This is a genomic window from Flavobacterium araucananum (assembly GCF_002222055.1).
Taxonomy (GTDB): domain Bacteria; phylum Bacteroidota; class Bacteroidia; order Flavobacteriales; family Flavobacteriaceae; genus Flavobacterium; species Flavobacterium araucananum.
Genome location: NZ_MUGS01000029.1, coordinates 73,876 through 94,060, shown reverse-complemented (window position 1 = coordinate 94,060; position 20,185 = coordinate 73,876). Strand labels below are relative to the sequence as shown.

Here is a 20,185-nt window from a genome sequence, read left to right as displayed (position 1 = left end):
AGATTTAGCAGATTTTATTTTTAATCCTTTAATCTGTGACTATTACTTTTAACACATAGAAACATGGGGTTTTTAGTTTTGGGTTAGAAAATCAAAATAAACTCATTTCTAACACATAGCTATGTGTGTTAATGCAAGTGAAACGCCTTTTTGAGTTCAATTATTCTATGTTTCTATGTGTTTAGATTTTAAAAATTACAACCACGCTTTTGGCGCTTTTTGATCTCTTAATGGCACAAAAACAACATTATCATCTTTCTCTTCTGAGTTTACAAAATGGTTGAAACGTTTTAATAGTCTTGGTTTTTCTAATACTTGTTTCCATTCGCATTCAAAAGTATTGACCAAACCCTGCATTTCAGTTTCCAGTGTTTCACAGATTCCAAGACTGTCTTCGATAATCACTTCTTTCAAATAGGCTAAGCCACCGTCTAGTTTTTCTAACCAGGTTGCGGTTCTAATTAGTGGCCCGGCTGTACGGATATAGTACATTAAAAAGCGATCGAGGTATTTAATAACGGTTTCTTTGTCTATTTTTTCGGCTAATAAAACGGCATGTTTAGGATTTGCGCCACCGTTTCCGGCGATATACAAATTCCAGCCGCCTTCGACTGCGATTAATCCAAAATCTTTTCCGCGAGCTTCGGCACACTCCCGAATGCAGGCCGAAACTCCGCCTTTTAGTTTATGAGGAGAACGAATTCCTTTGTATCTGTTTTCTAATTCAATTGCAAATCCGGCGCTATCGTCCATTCCGTAACGACACCATGCATTTCCAACACAGCTTTTTACAGCACGGAGCGATTTTCCGTAAGCGTGACCACTTTCAAAACCATTATCGATTAAGATTTTCCAGATTTTAGGCAGATCACTCAAATGTGCCCCAAACAAATCCACCCGTTGTGCACCGGTAATTTTAGTATATAAATCAAATTGTTTGGCTACTTCGCCTATCACAATCAATTTCTCAGCCGTAATTTCTCCTCCCGCAACCCGAGGTACTACAGAATAAGTTCCGTTGCGCTGAATATTGGCTAAAAACCGATCATTGGTATCTTGTGTTGTAACATGTTTGTTGGCAGTATCATTATAAATACTTGAGAAAATAGAGGCAAGAACCGGTTTACAAACCTCGCAACCATCGCCTTTGCCATGATGATCAATGACCTCGTAGAAATTTTCGTATTTGTTGATTTTAACCAGATCGTATAATTCCTGACGGTTGTAGCTAAAGTGTTCACAAATAACATCTTTTACTTCTTTCCCTAGTGATTTTTGAGTGGCTTTTACCAAGTCAGAAACCATTGGTTTACAACCTCCACAACCAGATGTGGCTTTGGTATGCTTGACAACGTCAGCAAAACCGGAGCAGGTTTCGTCTGTAAGAGAGCAACAAATAGAACCTTTGGTAACATTTTCGCAAGAACAAATTACGGCGGTATCCGGTAAGTCCAGAACGCTTCCTAAACCAGAACTCTCAGATCCGTCTCTGGAACCTAAAATTAAATCTTCGGGATTTTTGGGTAACGCCATCGCATTGCTAAAAATCTGAAAAAGCGAATTGTAATCACTTGAATCTCCTACCAAAATTCCGCCCAATAAGGTTTTAGAATCTTTGGTAACATTGATTCTTTTGTAAATTCCGCTCAATTTATTCTCATAAATAATTGCGGTTACATCATTGTTTTCGACAAAAGGGTCACCAAAACTAGCCACTTCGACCCCAATTAATTTTAATTGTGTCGACATATCGATCGTTTCTCTCATGGTTTTAGAACCATTTAATATTTGCTCTGCAGCGACATCTGCCATTTCGTAACCAGGAGCAACAAGTCCGTAAATGTTTTGATTGTAAAGTGCTACTTCGCCAATGGCATAAATAGTAGGATCTGATGTTTGCATTTGATTGTTTACCACAACACCGCCTCTCAAACCAACCTCAAGTCCTGAAACCCGGGCCAGTTCGTCGCGGGGTTTGATTCCGGCAGATATAACCAACATGTCTACTTTTAATAATTCGTCATTTGCAAACATCATTCCCGTTATGCATTCCTTTCCGTCGATATATTGTGTGGCTTTGTTAAGATGAATGCCAATGTTTAGTTCTTCGATTTTAGCTTGCAGCATATCGCTTGCGCCTTTGTCTAACTGTCTGGGCATTAAACGGGGAGCAAATTCTACTACATGCGGATTCAGCCCCAGATCACGGACTGCTTTTGCTGCTTCAAGACCTAACAAACCACCACCTAAAACGGCGGCTTCTGTGGCGCCTTTTTGTTTTATTTTTTTAGCATAAGCCATTATTGCATCCAGATCTTCGATGGTTCTGTATACAAAAACGCCTTCTTTTTCGACTCCGTCAATTGGTGGAACAAAAGCCGATGATCCTGTTGCAAGAACTAAGTAATCGTACGTATGTGTTTTTTCTAAATGGGTATGTATTGTTTTGTCTTTGCGATTAATATCTGTAATTAATTCAGAAGTATTTAGTATAATGTTGTTTTCTGTGTACCATGCCCTGGTTGAAAGTGATAAATCGTCTGTAGTTTTTCCTCCAAAGTATTCACTCAAATGAACACGGTCATATGCACGTCGGGGTTCTTCTCCAAATATGGTAATCTGATACTTTTCCTGCCCTGATTTTGCAATGAATTTTTCGCAAAACTTATAACCAACCATGCCGTTTCCAACTACTATTACTCTTATCATGATTTTTTAAATTAAGTATTATTATACAAATATAAGTATTTGTACTTATAAAAATACGTAATTACGATGGGTTTTTGTTAGAAAAATGCTTTTTATAACTACGTATTATGTTGTAAGGTCTTACCTAATGCGCTTTTCGAAGGAATTTAGGGAATTACGATTATTATAAATTTGAAAAGATTCTAAATAAGAATTTCAAAAAAATGTCGTAATTTCATAAGAATTTTACAGATGTTTTATTTAAATGAAATATTCTTAACCTAAATTCCATGAAAAAATTACTTTCATTTTTGCTATTGCTTTCATTGATAGCAGGTTGTAAAACTACAGCAGGCAAAATTTCAGATAAAAAAGAAACTACTTCTGAGTATGGATCTCAGGAAGATGAAATGAAGTATTACCTGATTGCAACTGGAAACGAGCCTTTTTGGGAACTGAAAATGGGAAATGAAGAAATACTTTTTACTTCGCTAATTGCTGGAAAAGAAAAACTTAGTTATCCCGCAACAGAACCTATAAAAGCGATGGATGCAAATGTAAAGAGGTATAAAGTAAGTAACGAAAGTTCTGTTGCGACAATTACAATTCAGCAGGTCGATTGTCAGAATTCAATGTCCGGTGCCATTTCTCCCTATAAAGTTTCGGTTGAAATTAAAAATAATTCGGAGCTTGAATCAAAAAAGCTCAATGGATGCGGGAAATATAATACTGATTATCGCCTGCATGATATTTGGGTTTTAGAAGAACTAAACGGATTCAAAGTTTTTGTAACTGATTTTCAAAAGGAGCTTCCCAGAATCGAAATTAATTCGTCCGAAAATAAGTTTATGGGTTTTGGGGGTTGTAATGCGATTAGTGGCAGCATTTTTTATGAAAAAGACCTCTTAAGATTTTCAAAAGTAATCTCGACTATGATGGCATGCGCACCTGGAAATAAAGAAACTCAATTTATACAAGCGCTTCAAAGTACAACAACATACAATATTGGTGATAACAGATTGACACTTTCTAATCCTTCAGGTAAACTTTTGGTTTTTAGAAAAGTAGATTAGATTATTTTTACTTTCAATGTTTAATGTAATTTTGACTTCAACGGATCAAAATCCGTTGAAATCTGTAGGCTATTATTCTAACAATTCCTTAGGATCTTCTTTATCCTCTTCGATAAAATCAAGTTCCAGAGCACGCACGGTTTGCACTGCATTTCCGGCAATACCACGAATCGAACCGTACATTCCTAAAGTGTTATGAACTACTTTTTCGATTTGTTTTTCGCGTTGTTTCCAGATACGTTGCATCGCTCTTTTCTCAGAATCAAGATCACCCTGCATTTGGGTAAAACCTTCTACAATACCTTCAATTTGCAAACGGAATTCGTTGCTGGTCAGGAAATCATACAACATCGACATTTTGTCGCCTTTGTTTTCCTGTGCCTGAACAGCCTGACTTACCTGAATTAAGGATTGACGTAAAACGGCACTTAAACCCTTAAACTCTTCATAGGTACAAATCCAGATTCCGTCACGCATGCCCATACGATCCATTCCGGCAGGCATTACCTCGGTCACCAAAACACCAATATTGGCTCTTTTAGTTCTAATATCATTCTTGAATTTCTCTATCCAGGCAGGCTGAAAAGCTTTTGTACGCTTACTTTCGTAATAAATAGAACCACAGTTTTGCAATTCGCGGGTGTTTACAACCTGAAGACAATCGGCACCATTTGCACCTTTTTTAATTTCGTCGATACTGTCTAAAGGAAAATTATTAGCGAGCCATTCCTCAATTGCCAGTTCCATTACTTCGCCTTGCAATTGCATTGAACCCTGTTCCTGCTTGCGTTTCATTTCTTCGATCAGCTTCTTTTGATCGTCAGATTGTTTCTGGTATTCTTTTATTTTTAGCTCGTTTTTTTCTTCTTCCTGTTTGCGAATTTTATCACGTTCCAGAACCAAAGTAGCATTAAGTTGCTTTTGAGCTTCGGCTTCGATGGCGTCTTTCATCTCCAGTTTTTCACGTTGAAGTTTGGCAATTTCGCCCGTCATTTTATTAAGTTCACGAAGTTTTTCTGATTTTTCAGAAAGCTCTTTTTCCATCGAAAGCAAACGATCTTTGTTTTCTTCGTCAAGTTTAGTTTTTAATTTTTCGGTAATTTCTTTTTCTGCTACTTTTTTTTCACGCTCCAGTCGTTCGGCAAAAAGTTCATTTTCTTGTTTCTTTTTGGCTTCAAATTCAGTTTTGGCTTTTTCGAATTGCTCATTTTTAAGTTCTAATTCCCGGGATTGAGCATTCGCTTTTTGTTGATATTCTTTACGGATACTATCCTCTAACTGATGCTTTAGAATATCATTTACGTCGATAGTTGTTCCGCAATTTGGACACTGAATTGAAGATTGCTCCGCCATTTTTGTTGGTTTTATTTAAGTAGAATTATAATTTGCTAAGGTATTTAAAAGTTATGTTTTAAATGTGTTGTATACTGTGATAAATTGTAACGTTTTTTTGCCACGAATTCCTCGAATTTTCACGAATTGGTTTGTATTTATGCGTATGTTTTTGATTTATTAATCTCGCAAAGCCGCAGAGTCGCAAAGTTTTTTGTTTCACGCAGATGAAGCAGATTTTTTTAATCTTTTAATCTGTGGCTTTAAAATAGAATCTTTGCGACTTGGCGAGATTATTTTTAAAGTATGCAATTTAGCGACTTATAAAAACTAATTTTTACGGATTTCCATATTAAAACTAATTTGCGAAAATTTGTGCAATTCGTGACAACTCTATCTTTTAAAATTCAATAAAAAAGCAACAGCTGATTTTGTGATTTCAGAAGCATCTTCTTTTGAAGTGATTAACGAAACATCAGTCATTAAATTGACTTTTTTTAATTCGATAAAACCAATTTCAGGATCTTGATTGTTTTTGGCAATATTAGAAGGAACTATCGAAATTCCCAATCCGTTTTTTACCAATTGCACAATCGAATTGATGTTGTTTGATTCATGAACCACTTTTGGTGCAAAACCATAAAAGGCACACAATTCTAATAAAACTTCGTGATAATGTGGTGCATAGTTTTTGTTGAAGAATACGAAAGTTTCTTCTTTCAAATTCGGAATTTCTTTTTCTGAATTAATCTGAATCAAACGTTTATTATATACGACCGAAAATCCATCCTGAAACCACAATTGTGCTTTTATCCGGGTAGATTTTATGGGAGAACGAATAATTCCTAAATCTATTTTCCCTTGTTCTAAAGCATCAATTTGCTTGGTTGTCGATATTTCAAAAAGTTTGAAATTTACGTACGGAAATTGCACTTTCAGATGTTGTATCAATTCTGAAATTACAGCAGAATAAATCGAACTGATGTATGCGATTCTAAATTCGCCGGAAACATTTTGGGCAATTTTTTGAGTTTTGATTGTAATACGTTCCAAGTGCTGAAAAAGTGCTGTGACCTCTTCTTTAAAATATTTTCCTGCCTCGGTCAATTCGACTTTTTTATTGTTTCTGATAAATAAGCGCACCTGAATTTCTTCTTCCAGTTCAATGATTTGTCGGCTTAGCGGTGGTTGCGAAATAAAAAGTTTTTCGGCTGCTTTTGTAAAATTTAATTCTTCGGCTACAGCCAAAAAATATCTTAAGTGACGTAATTCCATAAATACCTATTAAGTATTAATAATTGACAAAATAAGTATTTTTAAAGTATATATCAAAGTGGTAGTTTTGATAAAAAAATAGATGGCACGCGGATGACACGGATTAAAACGAGTTGGCACGGATTTTTTTTCTCTATGCGCTAAAAAAGTTATGCCACAGATTAAAAGGATTTAAATTGATTTTTAACCCGTTGGGTATAATTACTTCGTCTGTTCGCTTCGCTTGGGTCAAAAAAAATAAATTTAACACATAGAGACATAGATTTTTTTAGCTAAAAAGAACGCAAAAAGAAATACATTTCTTTCACATAGCTTAGTTATGTGTATTTTAAATAAGTGAAACGCCTTTTTTGAAGGTCCAAAATCTATGTTTCTATGTGTTAAAATTAATTACACGCAACGGGTTGATTTTTAAAATTTAATTAAGCTTAAAGATAATCTGTATAATCTTTTTAATCTGTGGCAAAAAAAACAGACTAAGTTTATCAAAACAAATCAGTGCAAACCAGTTTAAATCCGTAAAAACCGCGGGCAATAAAAAAACAAAAAACTATGAAAAAATCAACTATTGCAGAAATCAAAGAAAGGTTTGATAATGATGTCGAGCGCTTTTCGAATTTAGATACCGGTCAGGTGGCGACAATTGATGCTACAATCTCATTAGAATTAATTACTGAGGCTTCTAAAAGAATTGTTCCTGATGCGATCAATGTTTTGGATATTGGTTGTGGAGCCGGAAATTATACTTTAAAGATGCTGTCTAAAACGCCAAATTTAAATTGCACTTTGGTCGATTTAAGCTTGCCTATGTTAGACAGGGCTTTTGCAAGGATATCAAAAGAAACAAACGGAAAAGTAGAAGTAAAGCAGGGTGATATCCGTGAAGTCGAATTACCGGAAAACCATTTTGATATTATTCTGGCAGGAGCCGTTTTGCATCATTTGCGTGATGATGAAGATTGGGAAACGACTTTTGCTAAAATCTTTAAATTATTAAAACCAGGAGGTTGTTTTATGATTTCGGATCTAATTACTCAGGATACAGACTTGCTAAACGAATATACCTGGCAACGTTACGGCGAATATTTAGAAGGAATTGGCGGAGCAGAATATCGCCAGAAAGTATTTGATTATATTGAGAAGGAAGATACGCCAAGATCTATGAACTACCAGTTAGATTTAATGAAAAAAGTTGGGTTTACCAGCGTTGAAATCTTGCATAAAAATATGTGTTTTGGTGCTTTTGGCGGGATTAAATAGTTAGTAAAAGTTTGCCACGAATTTGCTTCGCCTGTTCGCTATCGCTCGGGTCACGAATGAGCACGAATTATTTATTTTTTAAACTTAAAAAAAGATTGCCACGAATTCCACGAATCTACACGAATTTTAAGCATCAAGAGTTTAGCAATGAATTAGTGAAAATTAGTGAAAATTAGTGAAATTCGTGGCAAAAAAAAACTTAAACAATATCTACAACAATTTTCCCTATTGCTGAACCGTCACTTACGGCTTTGTGTGCTTCTATGGCATTGTCCAGCGTGAATTTTCGGGGATCTATGATAGGTTTTAATTTTCCTTCTTCAATTAGTTTTGTGGTTTGTTTCAGGATATCACCGTGATGTTTTCTTCTTTCATTGCCAATCATCGGGTGTAGTACAAAAACGCCGTGAATACTAGCAGAACGAAGTGAACTTGTTGCCAAAGTATGTGTCCCGAAAGCATAACAACTACTAATTTGACCGTAATGACGAATGGCTTTTAGCGAATCATCAAAAGATTGTCCGCCAAGAGTATCGTAAATAACGTCGAATCCTTCTCCGTTTGTGTATTGATTTACGTAATCTTCAACGGGAGTATTTTTATCAATTGCGGTTGCTCCAAATGATTTTACGAAATCTGCTTTTTGCTCAGAAACTGTTGCGTAAACATCTGCTCCAAGATTTTTGGCTAACTGAACTACCATGTGACCAACGCCTCCAGCTCCGGCATGAACCAAAACTTTGTCGCCTTTTTGTACTCTGGCTCTGTCAATCAAACCTTCCCAGGCGGTAAGCAATACAAGCGGAATTCCGGCAGCTTCTTTCATGGTTAAGTTTTTTGGTTTTATGGCTAATAAATCTGCGTCAACGGCAGTATATTCGGCTAAAGTTCCCTGAAGTCCTAAAACGCCTCCGGCAAGTCCGTAAACTTCGTCGCCAACTTTAAATTGGGTAACGCCTTCGCCAATTGCTTCGATTACTCCGGCAAGATCTGTTCCTAAAATGGCGGGTAAAACAGGTGATGCATAAGGCGAAAGTCCAAGTCTGATTTTGTTATCGATTGGGTTTACACCGCTTGCGTGTATTTTTATTAAAACTTCTCCGGTTTTTGGAGTTGGTTTCTCCATTTCTGTGCTTACAAATTCAGATTCGTAAGTATTGGTAAAAAGTGCTTTCATTGTTTCTTGAATTATAATATTTGAACCGTTTTATAAACCTGAATAGGCGAGGACACTAAACTTTCGCTTTTAGCAATAAAATCTAATAGATAAGGTTGGTTGTCATGAATATCAAGACCTGCCTGATCTTTCCATTCTTCCCAAATAATGAAAACATGATTAGCATGGTGAAGGTCGTAACGAACACAAGCTGCTTCCTTTCTGGTTTCGGTAACCAGGTGATTTAACATGCTTTGAACTTGTTCTATATTCTCTGGTTTGCTTTTAAAAATTGCTGTAATTGAGATCATAATTATAGAGTTTTAAAGGTTTGTTCTAAATGTTTGGTATAGTTTTCCTTAAAGATATCGATATTTTCTGCAGTGGCACCTTTTTCGACATCATGAAAATGGAAACCGTCCAGTTTTTGCATCCCTGTAAATTTATTCATTTTATGAAAGCCAAACATAGCTCCGTCATCTACAGACGTTTCTTCAAAAAATTCTCCAGGAAGGGTAAAAGCCGTTGCAGGTGCATTCCAACTTGTGGTTAGCATATATTTACGTCCGTGTAATTGTCCGCCGGTCCCGTAATTAATATCCGGATTTGTTCTGGTTCTTCCGTCACTTTTGTAAATTCCTTTATTGTGTCCGGCTGTGAAAACGTCGTCGATATATTTTTTGAAAAGATTTGGTAATTGAAACCACCAAACGGGTGTATGATAAACAACTACATCTGCCCAAACGAATTTTTCTACTTCTTCGTCTAAGTCAAAATCTTGTTTGATGTCGGTTGTTTTAATTTCGAATTGCTTGCTTTTTTTTAAGAATTCGATTGTCCAATCGGTAACGGTTTCATTGAATTTTCCGCCTGAATGCGCAAAATTTTGACTGCCGTTGATGATAAATATTTTTTTCATAATTGTAATGTTCTTATGTATTCCTGATTTTGTGTGAGGGTCACACCCAAATTGTTTTTATTGTTTTAATTTATTGAGCAAATCTTTTTCAGGAGCTAATCCCGCTATCCGTTCCAATCTTTTGTGGCGAACCCCGCCACAAAAGGATTTTCACTTCTATCGGGGCTAAAAAACATCAAGTTTGTCATTTCGACGGAGGAGAAATCTTCGCAAGTAGCTCCGCATAGTGAATTGCCAATCTTTGTAGAGTTTCTCACGTAGATTTCTCCTGCGTCGAAATGACAATATTGTGCAAACTATGTTTATTAATGCGAGTGAAACGCCTTTTTTAGATTGCTAAAACTATGTTTCTATGTGTTTAAATATTATTTTAATTTTGAAATAGCCTGATTAATGAAATCTAGTTCAGAAATTGATAGATCAAAATCTAAAGTTTTTGCGTTCGAAATAGCTTGTTCTGCATTTCTTGCTCCGGCTAAAACAATTGTGATTCCTTTTTGTAAAGTGGTCCAGCGTAATACCAATTGCGAGATTGAAATATGTTTTGCATTTGCAAGTGAACTTAATTCTTCGACCAAAGTTTTTACTTTTTGAAGATCGAACTGACCAAAATATCCATTCCTGTGATCGTTGTCTTTTAGTTTACTGTCGGTGAAATATTTTCCGGTTAATAAACCTCTTTCCATTGGGCTATAAGCAATGATTCCGATATTTTCTTCAATTGTAAGGGGAACTAAATCTGTTTGAATGGCCTGATTTAACATACTAAATGGCACTTGATTTGATGCTAATTGTATTGTTTTTTGCGCTTCTTGAATTTGTTCTGCACTGTAATTACTTACTCCGGCTGCTCTAATTTTTCCTTGTTGAATAAGGGTTTCCAAAGCTTCCATAGTTTCTTGAATTGGAGTAGTGGAGTCTGGCCAGTGAATTTGCAGTAAGTCAATATAATCGGTTTGAAGACGTTTTAAGCTTTCTTCGACTTCTTTGATAATATTGCTTTTTGAGGCGTATTTATAAACGGGTATTTTTTTTCCGTTGTCTTCGGCATCAAAAAAGAATTCTCCTTTGCCTTGATTGCTTCCGTCCCAAACTAATCCAAATTTGGTTAATAATTGAACTTTTGAACGATCTTTAGATCTTAAGGCTTCTCCAATCATTTCTTCGCTTAAACCAAATCCGTAAAACGGTGCGGTGTCAATCGTGGTAACACCATGATCGATTGAGGCATGAATGGAGTCGATTGAATCTTTCTTTTCGTTTCCGCCCCACATGTTTCCGCCAATGGCAAATGCACCGTATGTTATGGTTGATAATTCAAGTGGTGTATTGCCTAATTTTCTATATTCCATAATCTTATATTTTAATGCTTAAAAATTGTTTGGCAAAATTATACCATTTTTAAGGTTGATAAGTTGTATATATTTGTCTTTTTTATGTAAATTTGTAGCCGAATTAATATTAGCATTATGAAAAAAGAAAATTTATACGAGCCTTTTACGGTTTCCTTCGAGACTTTGGATGAATATCCTGATGTGGGAGATCGTCATAATTTCTTTGAATTAGTGTATATTTTAGACGGAACGGGAAGACAATGTATCAACAAAAATATTTTTGAATATGATGCGGGACATATGTTTTTATTGACACCCGAAGATTGTCATAACTTTACGATTGAAACCAAAACTGAGTTTTTCTTTTTGCGATTTAATGATATTTATCTGAAAAATTCAAGTTTGCAAAATGAGAATATTCAGCGTTTAGAATATATTCTACAAAACGCCAATCATCAACCGGGTTGTATTTTAAAAAATCAAGCTGATAAATGTCTGGTAAAAGTGATGGTTGAAGCAATTATCAGGGAGCATCAGGATAAAGATGTTTATAATAAAGAGCTGATTCAGCAATTGGTGAATACCCTGATTATTATTGTGGCGCGAAATATTGCAAAGTATTTACCGGAACAGGTAAATATTGGTTGTGAGGCAAAAGCAATGGATATTTTGCAATATATCCAGAATAATATCTATTATCCGGAAAAAATTAAAGCGGAGTCGATTAGTGATTATTTTGGGATTTCGAATACGTATTTAGGGCGCTATTTCAAGAAACATGCTAACGAAACGATGCAGCAATATATTAGCAATTACAAAACGAAACTGATAGAACATCGTTTGCAGTTTAGTGATAAACGAATTAACGAGATTGCCTACGAATTTGGTTTTACAGACGAAAGCCATTTTAATAAATTCTTTAAGAAACAAAGAGGGAATAGCCCGTCTGAGTTTAGAAAAGTGATTCGTATTAGTGCGTGATAATAGAACGCGGATGACGCAGATTGAAACGGATTTTTTTATTTTTTGCCACAGATTTAAAGGATTAAAAGTGATTTTTTTTACTGGTTAAATTAAGTTGTATAGAGTAGTAATTAGTGATATTATTCCTGTTAAGAATGATAATAATTGAACTTGCCATCCAATAATTTTAGAAATAATTAAATACGTAAAATATCCTACCACTAACACAATTAAAGAAGACCACCATGGATTTATGATAGTATTTAAAATTAGTGATAATAAAATTATTGACAGTCCTGATATAAATGCATTTTTTGAAATAAAAAAGTTTCCCGCTTTCCATTTTTCAAATTTTTCAGCAAAATATTCTTCTCCTTCATCAGAGTCGAATTCATAACCTTTTAATAATCCTATTTTTGTTTCATGGTCGATCATACTTTGAGACAGTACTCCATAAAGACTAATAGCGAAACCTGAAAAACTTAAAATAATTGTAGAAATCAGTAAAATATAGTTCATTTTTTAAATCTTTTTAATTGCCAAAGATATTAATTATTTGAATGAAAAAACCTATATTATTTTTTTAATTACTCTTAATTTATGGGTGTGTTTGTTGAGTTCCGGATTGTAGATACCTAAATGGTCTAAACGGTCGATACGCACTTTTCCACTGGCGTGAATGATGTAATTGTTTTCCATAATGATCCCAACATGAATGATGTTTCCTTCGTCATTATCAAAAAAGGCTAAATCTCCAGCTTCACTTTCCTCAATAAAACTCAAAGGTTCTCCTTCAAGGGCTTGTTGCGAGGCATCGCGATGTATTTTGTATCCGTTTAGTTTGTAAACCATTTGGGTTAAACCGGAACAGTCAATGCCAAAAGGTGTTTTTCCGCCCCAAAGATAGGGAGCGTTCAAATACATAAAAGCAGTATTTATTAAGGCACTTTTAGATTTTATACCACTTGTTTTTGTGCCTTCAAAATCAAAATTTGAGATGTTGATTTCATTGTTATTCAAAAATGACAAGGATGCACCAAGCGGAATTGGTAGTAATAAATTTTCGGGTGCACTGATATAATCAATCAAATCAGCGTTAAGAATAATAGCTTCGTTGCTTAATTGGTTATAATTTGCTTCTGAAATTACCTGATATTGTTTAGAATCTACCCAACCTTCGTAGTCGTCGTATTGTATTTTTATTCGGGCCCATTGATTTTGGCGTTCTAAAATTTCGATGTGTTCGCCAAACAAAAGTTGTGTAACGATTTCACTTCTGTCACTTGGCTCAGATCGAACGGGTACTATGGCTAGATTGCAAATTCCGAACATTTAGGGTAATTTATAAGTTGAAAATTAGGAGTTATTTTATTTGAAATAACTCCTAATTTGATATTATTTAAGCTCTTTCGATAACAATTGCTGATGCTCCACCGCCACCATTGCAAATTGCAGCAGCTCCGGTTTTGGCATTGTTTTGTTCTAAAACATTCAGTAAAGTTACGATAATTCTGGCTCCGGAACATCCAAGAGGATGACCTAAAGAGACTGCACCACCATTTACGTTTACTTTATTGTTATCAAGACCAAGGATTTTTGAATTGGCTAATCCAACAACTGCAAATGCTTCGTTGAATTCAAAAAAATCAACATCGCCAATTGCAATTCCTGCTTTGTCTAAAGCTTTTGGTAATGCTTTTGCAGGGCTCGTTGTAAACCATTTTGGTTCCTGAGCTGCATCTGCATAACTTTTTATGTAGGCGAGGGGTTTTAATCCTAATGCGATTGCTTTTTCTTCAGACATTAAAACTAAAGCTGCAGCTCCATCATTTATTGTGGATGCGTTTGCAGCAGTAACAGTTCCGTCTTTTGTAAAGACAGCTGCCAATGAAGGGATTTTATCCAATTTTACATTGGTGTATTCTTCATCTTTGGTAACGATGATTGGTTCACCACGTCTTTGCGGAACTTCTACAGGAACAATTTCGTTGTCGAATTTTCCGGCATCCCATGCTTTTGCACTTCTTTGGTAAGATTGAATAGCAAAATTATCTTGCTCTTCACGAGTGATGTTATATTCAGACGCACATAAATCAGCGCAAACTCCCATTGCGTTATTATCGTAAGCATCTGTCAAACCATCTTTTTGCATTCCGTCCAGCATTGTTGCAGGACCAAATTTAGTTCCGTTACGCATTTGTACGTAATGCGGAATCAAACTCATGTTTTCCATTCCTCCTGCCACTACTATTTCGGCATCACCACAAGCTATGGCTTGTGCAGCAAACATAACGGCTTTCATTCCTGAAGCACAAACTTTGTTTACAGTTGTAGCAGCAACCTCATTAGACAGACCGGCAAAAAGTGCTGCCTGACGTGCTGGTGCTTGTCCAACTCCGGCTTGCACTACGTTACCCATAAATACTTCATCAACTAATTTTGGGTCCAGGTTAATTTTTTTTAGTGCTCCGGCAATAGCGGCAGCACCTAATTTTGGTGCGGGTACGGTAGATAAACCTCCCATGAAACTTCCGATAGGTGTTCTAACGGCAGAAACGATAACAACTCTTTTGTTCATTTTCTGTTAATATTAGTTAATCAAACAAATTTACTCTTTATTTGAATAAATTCAAATTTTGGGGCAATTCGATTGGATTTTAAATTTAATATCAATTTTTTGTTAATTCTATTTGTTTGATTGTGAAGCGGTTTAAAAAAAAGATTAAAAAAAGATTAAAAAAAGCGTCAAAATAGTTGTGAGATATATAATGTTGTCTTAAATTTGCAACCGCAAAACAGAACACGTTTCTTGAGCTTGGAGAGGTGCCAGAGCGGTAATGGAGCAGATTGCTAATCTGTCGACGGGTAACCGTCGCCAGGGTTCGAGTCCCTGTCTCTCCGCTGAATGATTTGCTTATTGGGTATTGAAGAAATTCGATTATCGTGTACCGATTACAAATTGGGAAGAGCACAAAAAGAATTTCGGGGTGTAGCGTAGCCCGGTTATCGCGCCTGCTTTGGGAGCAGGAGGCCGCAGGTTCGAATCCTGCCACCCCGACGAAAACTTTGCCATAAAGTTTTAAAACAAATGGACGCATAGCTCAGCTGGATAGAGCATCCCGATTTTTAATCGGGACGGTCAGAAGGTTAAGTAAAAAAATGGACGCATAGCTCAGCTGGGTAGAGCATCCCGATTTTTAATCGGGACGGTCAGAAGGTTAAGTAAAAAAATGGACGCATAGCTCAGCTGGATAGAGCACCTGCCTTCTAAGCAGGCGGTCGAAGGTTCGAATCCTTCTGCGTTCACATCAAAAGCCACTCAATTTGAGTGGCTTTTTTGTTTTTAATAAATTAAAATTTGATGAATTACTTTTACATTTTATATTCAAATTTATTAAATCAATATTATATTGGTCATACATCAGAAGATTTAAAGGAAAGATTACGAAAACATTTATCGAATCATTCTGGATTTACCGGAAAGGCAAAAGATTGGGTTGTAGCATATTTTGAAGAATTTGAAACAAAATCATTAGCTTATAAACGTGAGTTGGAAGTTAAAAAATGGAAAAGCAAGGTTAGAGTTGAAAAATTGATAAAGAAATTAACGTAATAGCTCAGCTGGATAGAGTATCCCGATTTTTAATCGGGACGGTCGAAGGTTCGAATCCTTCTGCGTTCACATCAAAAGCTACTCAATTTGAGTGGCTTTTTTGTTTTATATTACTCCTTTAATAGTTGTTTTTATCTTTTGCGTTAACTCTTGTTTTTATTGCGTCAATACGATTTATTCAAATGCGATACATTTATTGTAAAAAGCTAAAAGCTGAAAAAGAAGCTACAACTTAAACGATAATAATGTATTTGAGATCCCTTTTCCTGTGTTTGATTTTGTTTTCGATCAAGTCAAATTCGCAAATTTTAGAAACTAAAAAGAATTTCCGGGCAGCAGATTCGCTGTTAAAGGAACCTAGCTTTTCTGTTCATAAAGACAATTATTTTTTAACGGGAGTACCAATAAATACTGATATCACTCGCAACAATGCCGATGTAAAATATCAGGTGAGTTTTAAGTTACGATTGAATTCGAAGCCTTTATGGGGTGGTTTTTTTCCTTATTTAATGTATACTCAAAAAGCTTTTTGGGATATTTATGCAAGCTCAAAGCCATTTTCCGAAATTAATTTTAACCCTGGTGTTGCCATTGTACGTCCGTTTTATTTAAAAGGCGGAAGGCTAACTTACGGAACAATCTCATTAGAACACGAATCAAACGGTAGGGATTCTATTTTTTCCAGAACCTGGAACATGCTTGCGTTTTCTTTAAAATCACAAATTTCGCCACGATGGATTGTTGGGCTTAGAGGCTGGATTCCGCTTGTTGATAAAGAAGACAATCCTTATCTTACTCAATATGTGGGTTATGGCGAAGCAAGTGCTACCTACCAGATACAACCCGGACGATGGAGTGCAGATATTCTTTTTAGAAAAGGAAGCGGTCTTATTCGTTATGGCTCCTTGCAAACACAAGTAAACTGGAGGCCTTACAAAAGCGAGAATTATTACCTTACGCTTCAATGGTTTGTGGGTTATACAGAAAGTTTAATTGATTATCAGGAACATAAAAGTATGATTCGTTTAGGCTTTACGATTAAACCTGAAAATATGGGAATTTTTTAAATGATTTTAATTTTTTGACTTACCAACTTTCACTGAAATGTTTTTCCAGATCTCATCAGTTTGGGTAACATATTTTTTGTAGTGGTTATTTTTAGATCTTAAAATCCATTAAGTCTTATGGCTAAACTTTTTAAATCCTGGTCCAGAGATCGTACGGTTGATTGCAGTTCATTGAGCATATTAGCTCTCGAATGTAAATCGTCTGCCGTATAGATTCCGCCTTCATCAAAAAAAAGTCTTTGGGTTTCAGGATCTATTTTCCCATCAAAATTATATTGTAACCATCTGTTTTTTATACTTTCCTGCAAATCATTTTCTCCTGAATTGCTAAATTGTTTTTCGTTTAGAATCGTCCAGATAGAGTTGGGATATGCCTGATTGAGATTGTCATTGTACCAAATATTTGCCAACAAGTTTCTTTGAAGTTTTAAATTGATTTTATCACCCTTTGGCGAAATAGTCAACGCTCCTAATCCGGCACTTAACAATCCGCCACTCACACCAACTATGTTACTTGCATTATTGTTTTTTATTAGAACAGTAGCTACAGTAGTCAGTGCACCCAGAGTAACAGAAGCTACGGTAATATTCCTGGTTCTTTTATTATTAATGTCATCCACAAAATCGGCTAGTTTATTGATACGCTCTCCATTACAATCCAATTCTGAGGCGAGTGCATTTATTTCTATACTTGTAAGAATCAGACGGTCAGTAATTTTTTGTTTTAAAACCAGTTTTTTTAAAGTATCATTTTTTGTCTGAAGATATGCCGATAAATAGGTTTCGATCCTAATTGCTTTACAAATTAAGATATCATGTCTGGAGAGATTAGCGTTTAAAATACTGTCTTGTTTTGGATCACTATTTTTAGGAATTTCGATTTGAGAATAATCGTATTGAATGGTGGGCTGACAAAAATTATTGGTCAAATAGTCGATTTTTCTCCCCTTAAGAACAGTTGAGCAGGAAGAAACCAGAATTGATACAAGGAGTAATCCAGTAAATATCTTCAGTCGTTTCATGTTGATTTTGTTTCGACGTTACTAATTATTGGTAATAGCAGAAGCCAGGTTCCTTTACAACAAAGTATTTTTGGTGAAACGAAAATACAAATTAAAATTCTATTGAAAATTGAAAAGCCCTTTTTTGTATCTTTAGTTTACGAATTATTTTTTTGAAAATTAAATCAAATTATAAGGATTGAAAGATATTAAAAATGATCTTTACATCTAATAACTGAATGTTTTATTTATGAGTGTTGATTCACAAAATGTATTAGATTATCCAAACAATAATACCATTTTTATGGTTTGGAATTTCAAAAAAAATGTTACTCTTGAAGCTACTTTCAAAAAGCTTTGTTCCTTATTAATTAATCTTAATAATTCTGCAACCATTCGTTTTCCAGAATCTAAGGCTAGTATAATTATGGGTATTGGTTATGATGCGTGGGTATCACTAAATTTGCCTCAGCCCGTTCCAAAAGAGTTGGTTTCCTTTGAACCTGTTATTGGGTCAAAACATACGGCAGTTGCTACCAGAGGAGATTTGCATTTTCATATACGGTCTACGGAGTATAGTTTTTGTATTGATGCTGCTGCTGTTATTTCAGCTCTTTTGGCGGATATTGGCGATAGTGTCGAAGAAATTCATGGATTTAGATATTGGGACAGTCGCAGTATTTTGGGTTTTGTAGATGGTACAGAAAATCCGCATGGTGATGACAGGGCACATTTTGGGATCATTTCAGAAGATGAAGATCCTTTCTACAAAGGAGGAAGCTATCTTTTTGTTCAAAAATACCTTCACGATCTTAAAGCCTGGAAATCTCTGCCGGTAAGTGAGCAGGAAAAAATAATTGGGAGATCAAAAGTTGATGATATCGAAATGTCTGATGAGGTAAAGCCTTCCAATTCGCATTCGGCACTTGCCAATGTTGGTGATGATTTAAAAATTGTACGGGACAATATGCCATTTGGTACGATGTCTACCAATGAAATGGGAACTTATTTTATTGCGTATGCAAGTTTGTTTAGTACGATACAAAAAATGCTGACCAATATGTTTGTTGGTTCACCAAAAGACAATTATGATAGAATTTTAGATTTTAGTACAGCAAAAACGGGAAGCCTCTTTTTTGTTCCAACATTTGATATGCTGAGTGAATTTGCAGACTAAGAAGATTTAAAGGTGGTGCTAAAACCAAAAAAGGAATCTTCACGTATATTTTTTTGTTTTGCATAAAAACAAGAGAAGCTTATAAATATTTTGCAATCATAAATTTTGGATGTACTGGAACTAAGCTTTGGATAAATTTATTCTTAAAAATGAGACTTTAATTCTATGACATTAGATAATTGGCCTAAAAACATTCAAAAATACCTTCTTCTTCTAAAAGATGATTTTTTTCAATTACCCTACTTATTTAATTCTCCCAAAATAATGATAGATAGTTTATTAAAACTATCTATCATGAATCATTTACCTTTAAAACAAGCCGTAACCTTAAGTACAGCACTATGTAAGGCAAAAATGTATTATCGGGAAATTGAAGAAGGCTTTTGGATTCTGGCAATGTACATGAATGTCAAAGAAAATATTGTAACAAGATCTTATTATGATAAGGATAAATTGAGCGAGTATTATTTGCTTACTTTTTCTGTGTTCGAATATAAGTTTCAACTGAAGGAGGAGCAGGAAATAACACTTTTAAGTACGTGCTGGACTTTTAGTAAACCAGATACAGAGATCTCAAGTTATTTTTATAAAGGAACGACGGGCAGGTTTTTTAGTTTTGCCATTACAAAAGAGTGGGCCAATAAAAATTTTACGTCTAAAAAATTTAAAGATAGTAAAGCGATTAAAAAATTCTTAAATGGTAACCTGGGATCTTATACATGGTTAGATATTGCCCCAAAAGCTCATGAGCTGGGATCAGAATTATCTCAACTTATAGAAAATGGAAATGTTTCTGAAACAGACAAACCTGGTTTAAAGAAAAAATCGATGAAACTCCTTGTGGAGTTTTTTAATAATTCGTTTGATGATAGCCGTATATTGGATAATGTTTCCTTAAGCAATTTAGACTACCATAATGTTGCCAAGGCAGAGAAAATTATCTTACATAATTTACATCTTCCGTTTGTTGGTATAGAAACAATAGCCAAGGAAGTAAATACATCTCCAACAAAATTAAAATCAAATTTTAAAACTGTTTTTGGTTTCTCGATGTTGCAATATCACAAAGAGAAAAACATGCTATTGGCAATGCAGTTAATTCAGAATTCAGATATCCATGTTCAGAATATTGCTCTTTTAACTGGCTATGATTCAGCGGGAAGATTTGCTGCAAGTTTTAAAAAACGATTTGGGAAATTACCTTCTGAGCTGCGTTTTGATTAGTTTAGGAAAGTTTTTTTTCCAAAAAAAGTATCATTTTGTCTTAATTATTGAATCGTGTACTTTTTACGTTTTTTATCTAGTTTCTTGATTTTTAATGTTTTGT

18 protein-coding genes and 4 tRNA genes are annotated in these 20,185 nt (G+C 35.1%); 11 read left to right on the top strand and 11 right to left on the bottom strand.

Annotation, left to right across the window (positions count from 1 at the left end):
* Positions 1 to 195: 195 nt before the first annotated feature.
* Positions 196 to 2,709, bottom strand: a complete 2,514-nt coding sequence (gene nirB, locus B0A64_RS14590) for a nitrite reductase large subunit NirB (RefSeq protein ID WP_089480253.1) — start codon at positions 2,707 to 2,709, stop codon at positions 196 to 198.
* Between the two features lie 269 nt (positions 2,710 to 2,978).
* Between nirB and B0A64_RS14585 the strand changes: the two genes are divergently transcribed.
* Positions 2,979 to 3,761 (top strand): META domain-containing protein, encoded by a 783-nt coding sequence (locus B0A64_RS14585; protein WP_089480252.1) that lies wholly within the window; start codon positions 2,979 to 2,981, stop codon positions 3,759 to 3,761.
* 72 nt (positions 3,762 to 3,833) lie between these two features.
* Here the strand turns inward: B0A64_RS14585 and B0A64_RS14580 are convergent, their stop codons facing one another.
* Both B0A64_RS14580 and B0A64_RS14575 read right to left on the bottom strand, forming a co-directional pair.
* Entirely contained in the window at positions 3,834 to 5,114 is a 1,281-nt protein-coding gene (locus tag B0A64_RS14580; RefSeq protein ID WP_089480251.1) for a DUF2130 domain-containing protein, read from the bottom strand.
* Positions 5,115 to 5,486: 372 nt separating this feature from the next.
* Positions 5,487 to 6,368 (bottom strand): LysR family transcriptional regulator, encoded by an 882-nt coding sequence (locus tag B0A64_RS14575; RefSeq protein WP_089480250.1) that lies wholly within the window; start codon positions 6,366 to 6,368, stop codon positions 5,487 to 5,489.
* A 552-nt stretch (positions 6,369 to 6,920) separates the two neighbouring features.
* On the opposite strand from B0A64_RS14575, the gene B0A64_RS14570 reads away from it, so the two are divergent.
* Positions 6,921 to 7,628 carry a class I SAM-dependent methyltransferase gene (locus tag B0A64_RS14570; protein ID WP_089480249.1) on the top strand — a complete coding sequence of 236 codons (708 nt, stop codon included), beginning with the start codon at positions 6,921 to 6,923 and terminating at the stop codon, positions 7,626 to 7,628.
* Between the two features lie 199 nt (positions 7,629 to 7,827).
* On the opposite strand, the gene B0A64_RS14565 is transcribed toward B0A64_RS14570, so the two are convergent.
* From B0A64_RS14565 to B0A64_RS14550, 4 genes are all read right to left on the bottom strand, one after another.
* Positions 7,828 to 8,805, bottom strand: coding sequence for a zinc-dependent alcohol dehydrogenase family protein (locus B0A64_RS14565; protein ID WP_089480248.1), 978 nt, complete (start codon positions 8,803 to 8,805; stop codon positions 7,828 to 7,830).
* An 11-nt stretch (positions 8,806 to 8,816) separates the two neighbouring features.
* Entirely contained in the window at positions 8,817 to 9,095 is a 279-nt protein-coding gene (locus B0A64_RS14560; RefSeq protein ID WP_089480247.1) for a putative quinol monooxygenase, read from the bottom strand.
* Between the two features lie 2 nt (positions 9,096 to 9,097).
* The gene (locus B0A64_RS14555) at positions 9,098 to 9,703 is read right to left on the bottom strand and encodes an NAD(P)H-dependent oxidoreductase (RefSeq protein WP_089480246.1); all 606 of its coding nucleotides are present in this window, start codon (positions 9,701 to 9,703) and stop codon (positions 9,098 to 9,100) included.
* Positions 9,704 to 10,068: 365 nt separating this feature from the next.
* Positions 10,069 to 11,055: an aldo/keto reductase gene (locus tag B0A64_RS14550; protein WP_089480245.1), complete on the bottom strand. Its 987-nt coding sequence runs from the start codon at positions 11,053 to 11,055 to the stop codon at positions 10,069 to 10,071.
* Positions 11,056 to 11,172: 117 nt separating this feature from the next.
* On the opposite strand from B0A64_RS14550, the gene B0A64_RS14545 reads away from it, so the two are divergent.
* On the top strand, positions 11,173 to 12,018 hold the full coding sequence (locus B0A64_RS14545; RefSeq protein ID WP_089480244.1) for an AraC family transcriptional regulator: 846 nt from the start codon (positions 11,173 to 11,175) through the stop codon (positions 12,016 to 12,018).
* An 87-nt stretch (positions 12,019 to 12,105) separates the two neighbouring features.
* On the opposite strand, the gene B0A64_RS14540 is transcribed toward B0A64_RS14545, so the two are convergent.
* The 3 genes from B0A64_RS14540 to B0A64_RS14530 all read right to left on the bottom strand — a co-directional run bounded on the left by B0A64_RS14540 (position 12,106) and on the right by B0A64_RS14530 (position 14,578).
* On the bottom strand, positions 12,106 to 12,519 hold the full coding sequence (locus B0A64_RS14540; RefSeq protein WP_089480243.1) for a hypothetical protein: 414 nt from the start codon (positions 12,517 to 12,519) through the stop codon (positions 12,106 to 12,108).
* 51 nt (positions 12,520 to 12,570) lie between these two features.
* Complete coding sequence (locus B0A64_RS14535; RefSeq protein ID WP_089480242.1) at positions 12,571 to 13,332, bottom strand: C40 family peptidase; 762 nt, start codon at positions 13,330 to 13,332, stop codon at positions 12,571 to 12,573.
* Positions 13,333 to 13,399: 67 nt separating this feature from the next.
* Positions 13,400 to 14,578: an acetyl-CoA C-acyltransferase gene (locus B0A64_RS14530; RefSeq protein WP_089480241.1), complete on the bottom strand. Its 1,179-nt coding sequence runs from the start codon at positions 14,576 to 14,578 to the stop codon at positions 13,400 to 13,402.
* A gap of 239 nt (positions 14,579 to 14,817) precedes the next feature.
* On the opposite strand from B0A64_RS14530, the gene B0A64_RS14525 reads away from it, so the two are divergent.
* From B0A64_RS14525 to B0A64_RS14500, 6 genes are all read left to right on the top strand, one after another.
* Positions 14,818 to 14,901: transfer RNA gene (locus B0A64_RS14525), tRNA-Ser, on the top strand.
* 82 nt (positions 14,902 to 14,983) lie between these two features.
* A tRNA-Pro gene (locus B0A64_RS14520) sits at positions 14,984 to 15,058 on the top strand.
* 174 nt (positions 15,059 to 15,232) lie between these two features.
* Positions 15,233 to 15,306: transfer RNA gene (locus B0A64_RS14515), tRNA-Arg, on the top strand.
* A gap of 55 nt (positions 15,307 to 15,361) precedes the next feature.
* On the top strand, positions 15,362 to 15,613 hold the full coding sequence (locus tag B0A64_RS14510) for a GIY-YIG nuclease family protein (RefSeq protein WP_089480240.1): 252 nt from the start codon (positions 15,362 to 15,364) through the stop codon (positions 15,611 to 15,613).
* Positions 15,607 to 15,682, top strand: a tRNA-Lys gene (locus tag B0A64_RS14505). Before B0A64_RS14510 ends, B0A64_RS14505 begins: the two co-directional genes overlap by 7 nt.
* 176 nt (positions 15,683 to 15,858) lie before the next feature.
* Positions 15,859 to 16,680, top strand: a complete 822-nt coding sequence (locus tag B0A64_RS14500; protein ID WP_089480239.1) for a phospholipase A — start codon at positions 15,859 to 15,861, stop codon at positions 16,678 to 16,680.
* 98 nt (positions 16,681 to 16,778) lie between these two features.
* Here B0A64_RS14500 and B0A64_RS14495 read toward each other — a convergent pair whose 3' ends face one another.
* Positions 16,779 to 17,702, bottom strand: a complete 924-nt coding sequence (locus B0A64_RS14495; protein WP_089480238.1) for a hypothetical protein — start codon at positions 17,700 to 17,702, stop codon at positions 16,779 to 16,781.
* 229 nt (positions 17,703 to 17,931) lie between these two features.
* Between B0A64_RS14495 and B0A64_RS14490 the strand changes: the two genes are divergently transcribed.
* A complete protein-coding gene (locus B0A64_RS14490) occupies positions 17,932 to 18,858 on the top strand; it encodes a Dyp-type peroxidase (RefSeq protein ID WP_089480237.1) in 927 nt (308 codons plus the stop codon).
* Between the two features lie 294 nt (positions 18,859 to 19,152).
* A complete protein-coding gene (locus B0A64_RS14485) occupies positions 19,153 to 20,082 on the top strand; it encodes a helix-turn-helix domain-containing protein (protein WP_165769819.1) in 930 nt (309 codons plus the stop codon).
* The last annotated feature ends 103 nt before the right edge of the window (positions 20,083 to 20,185 follow it).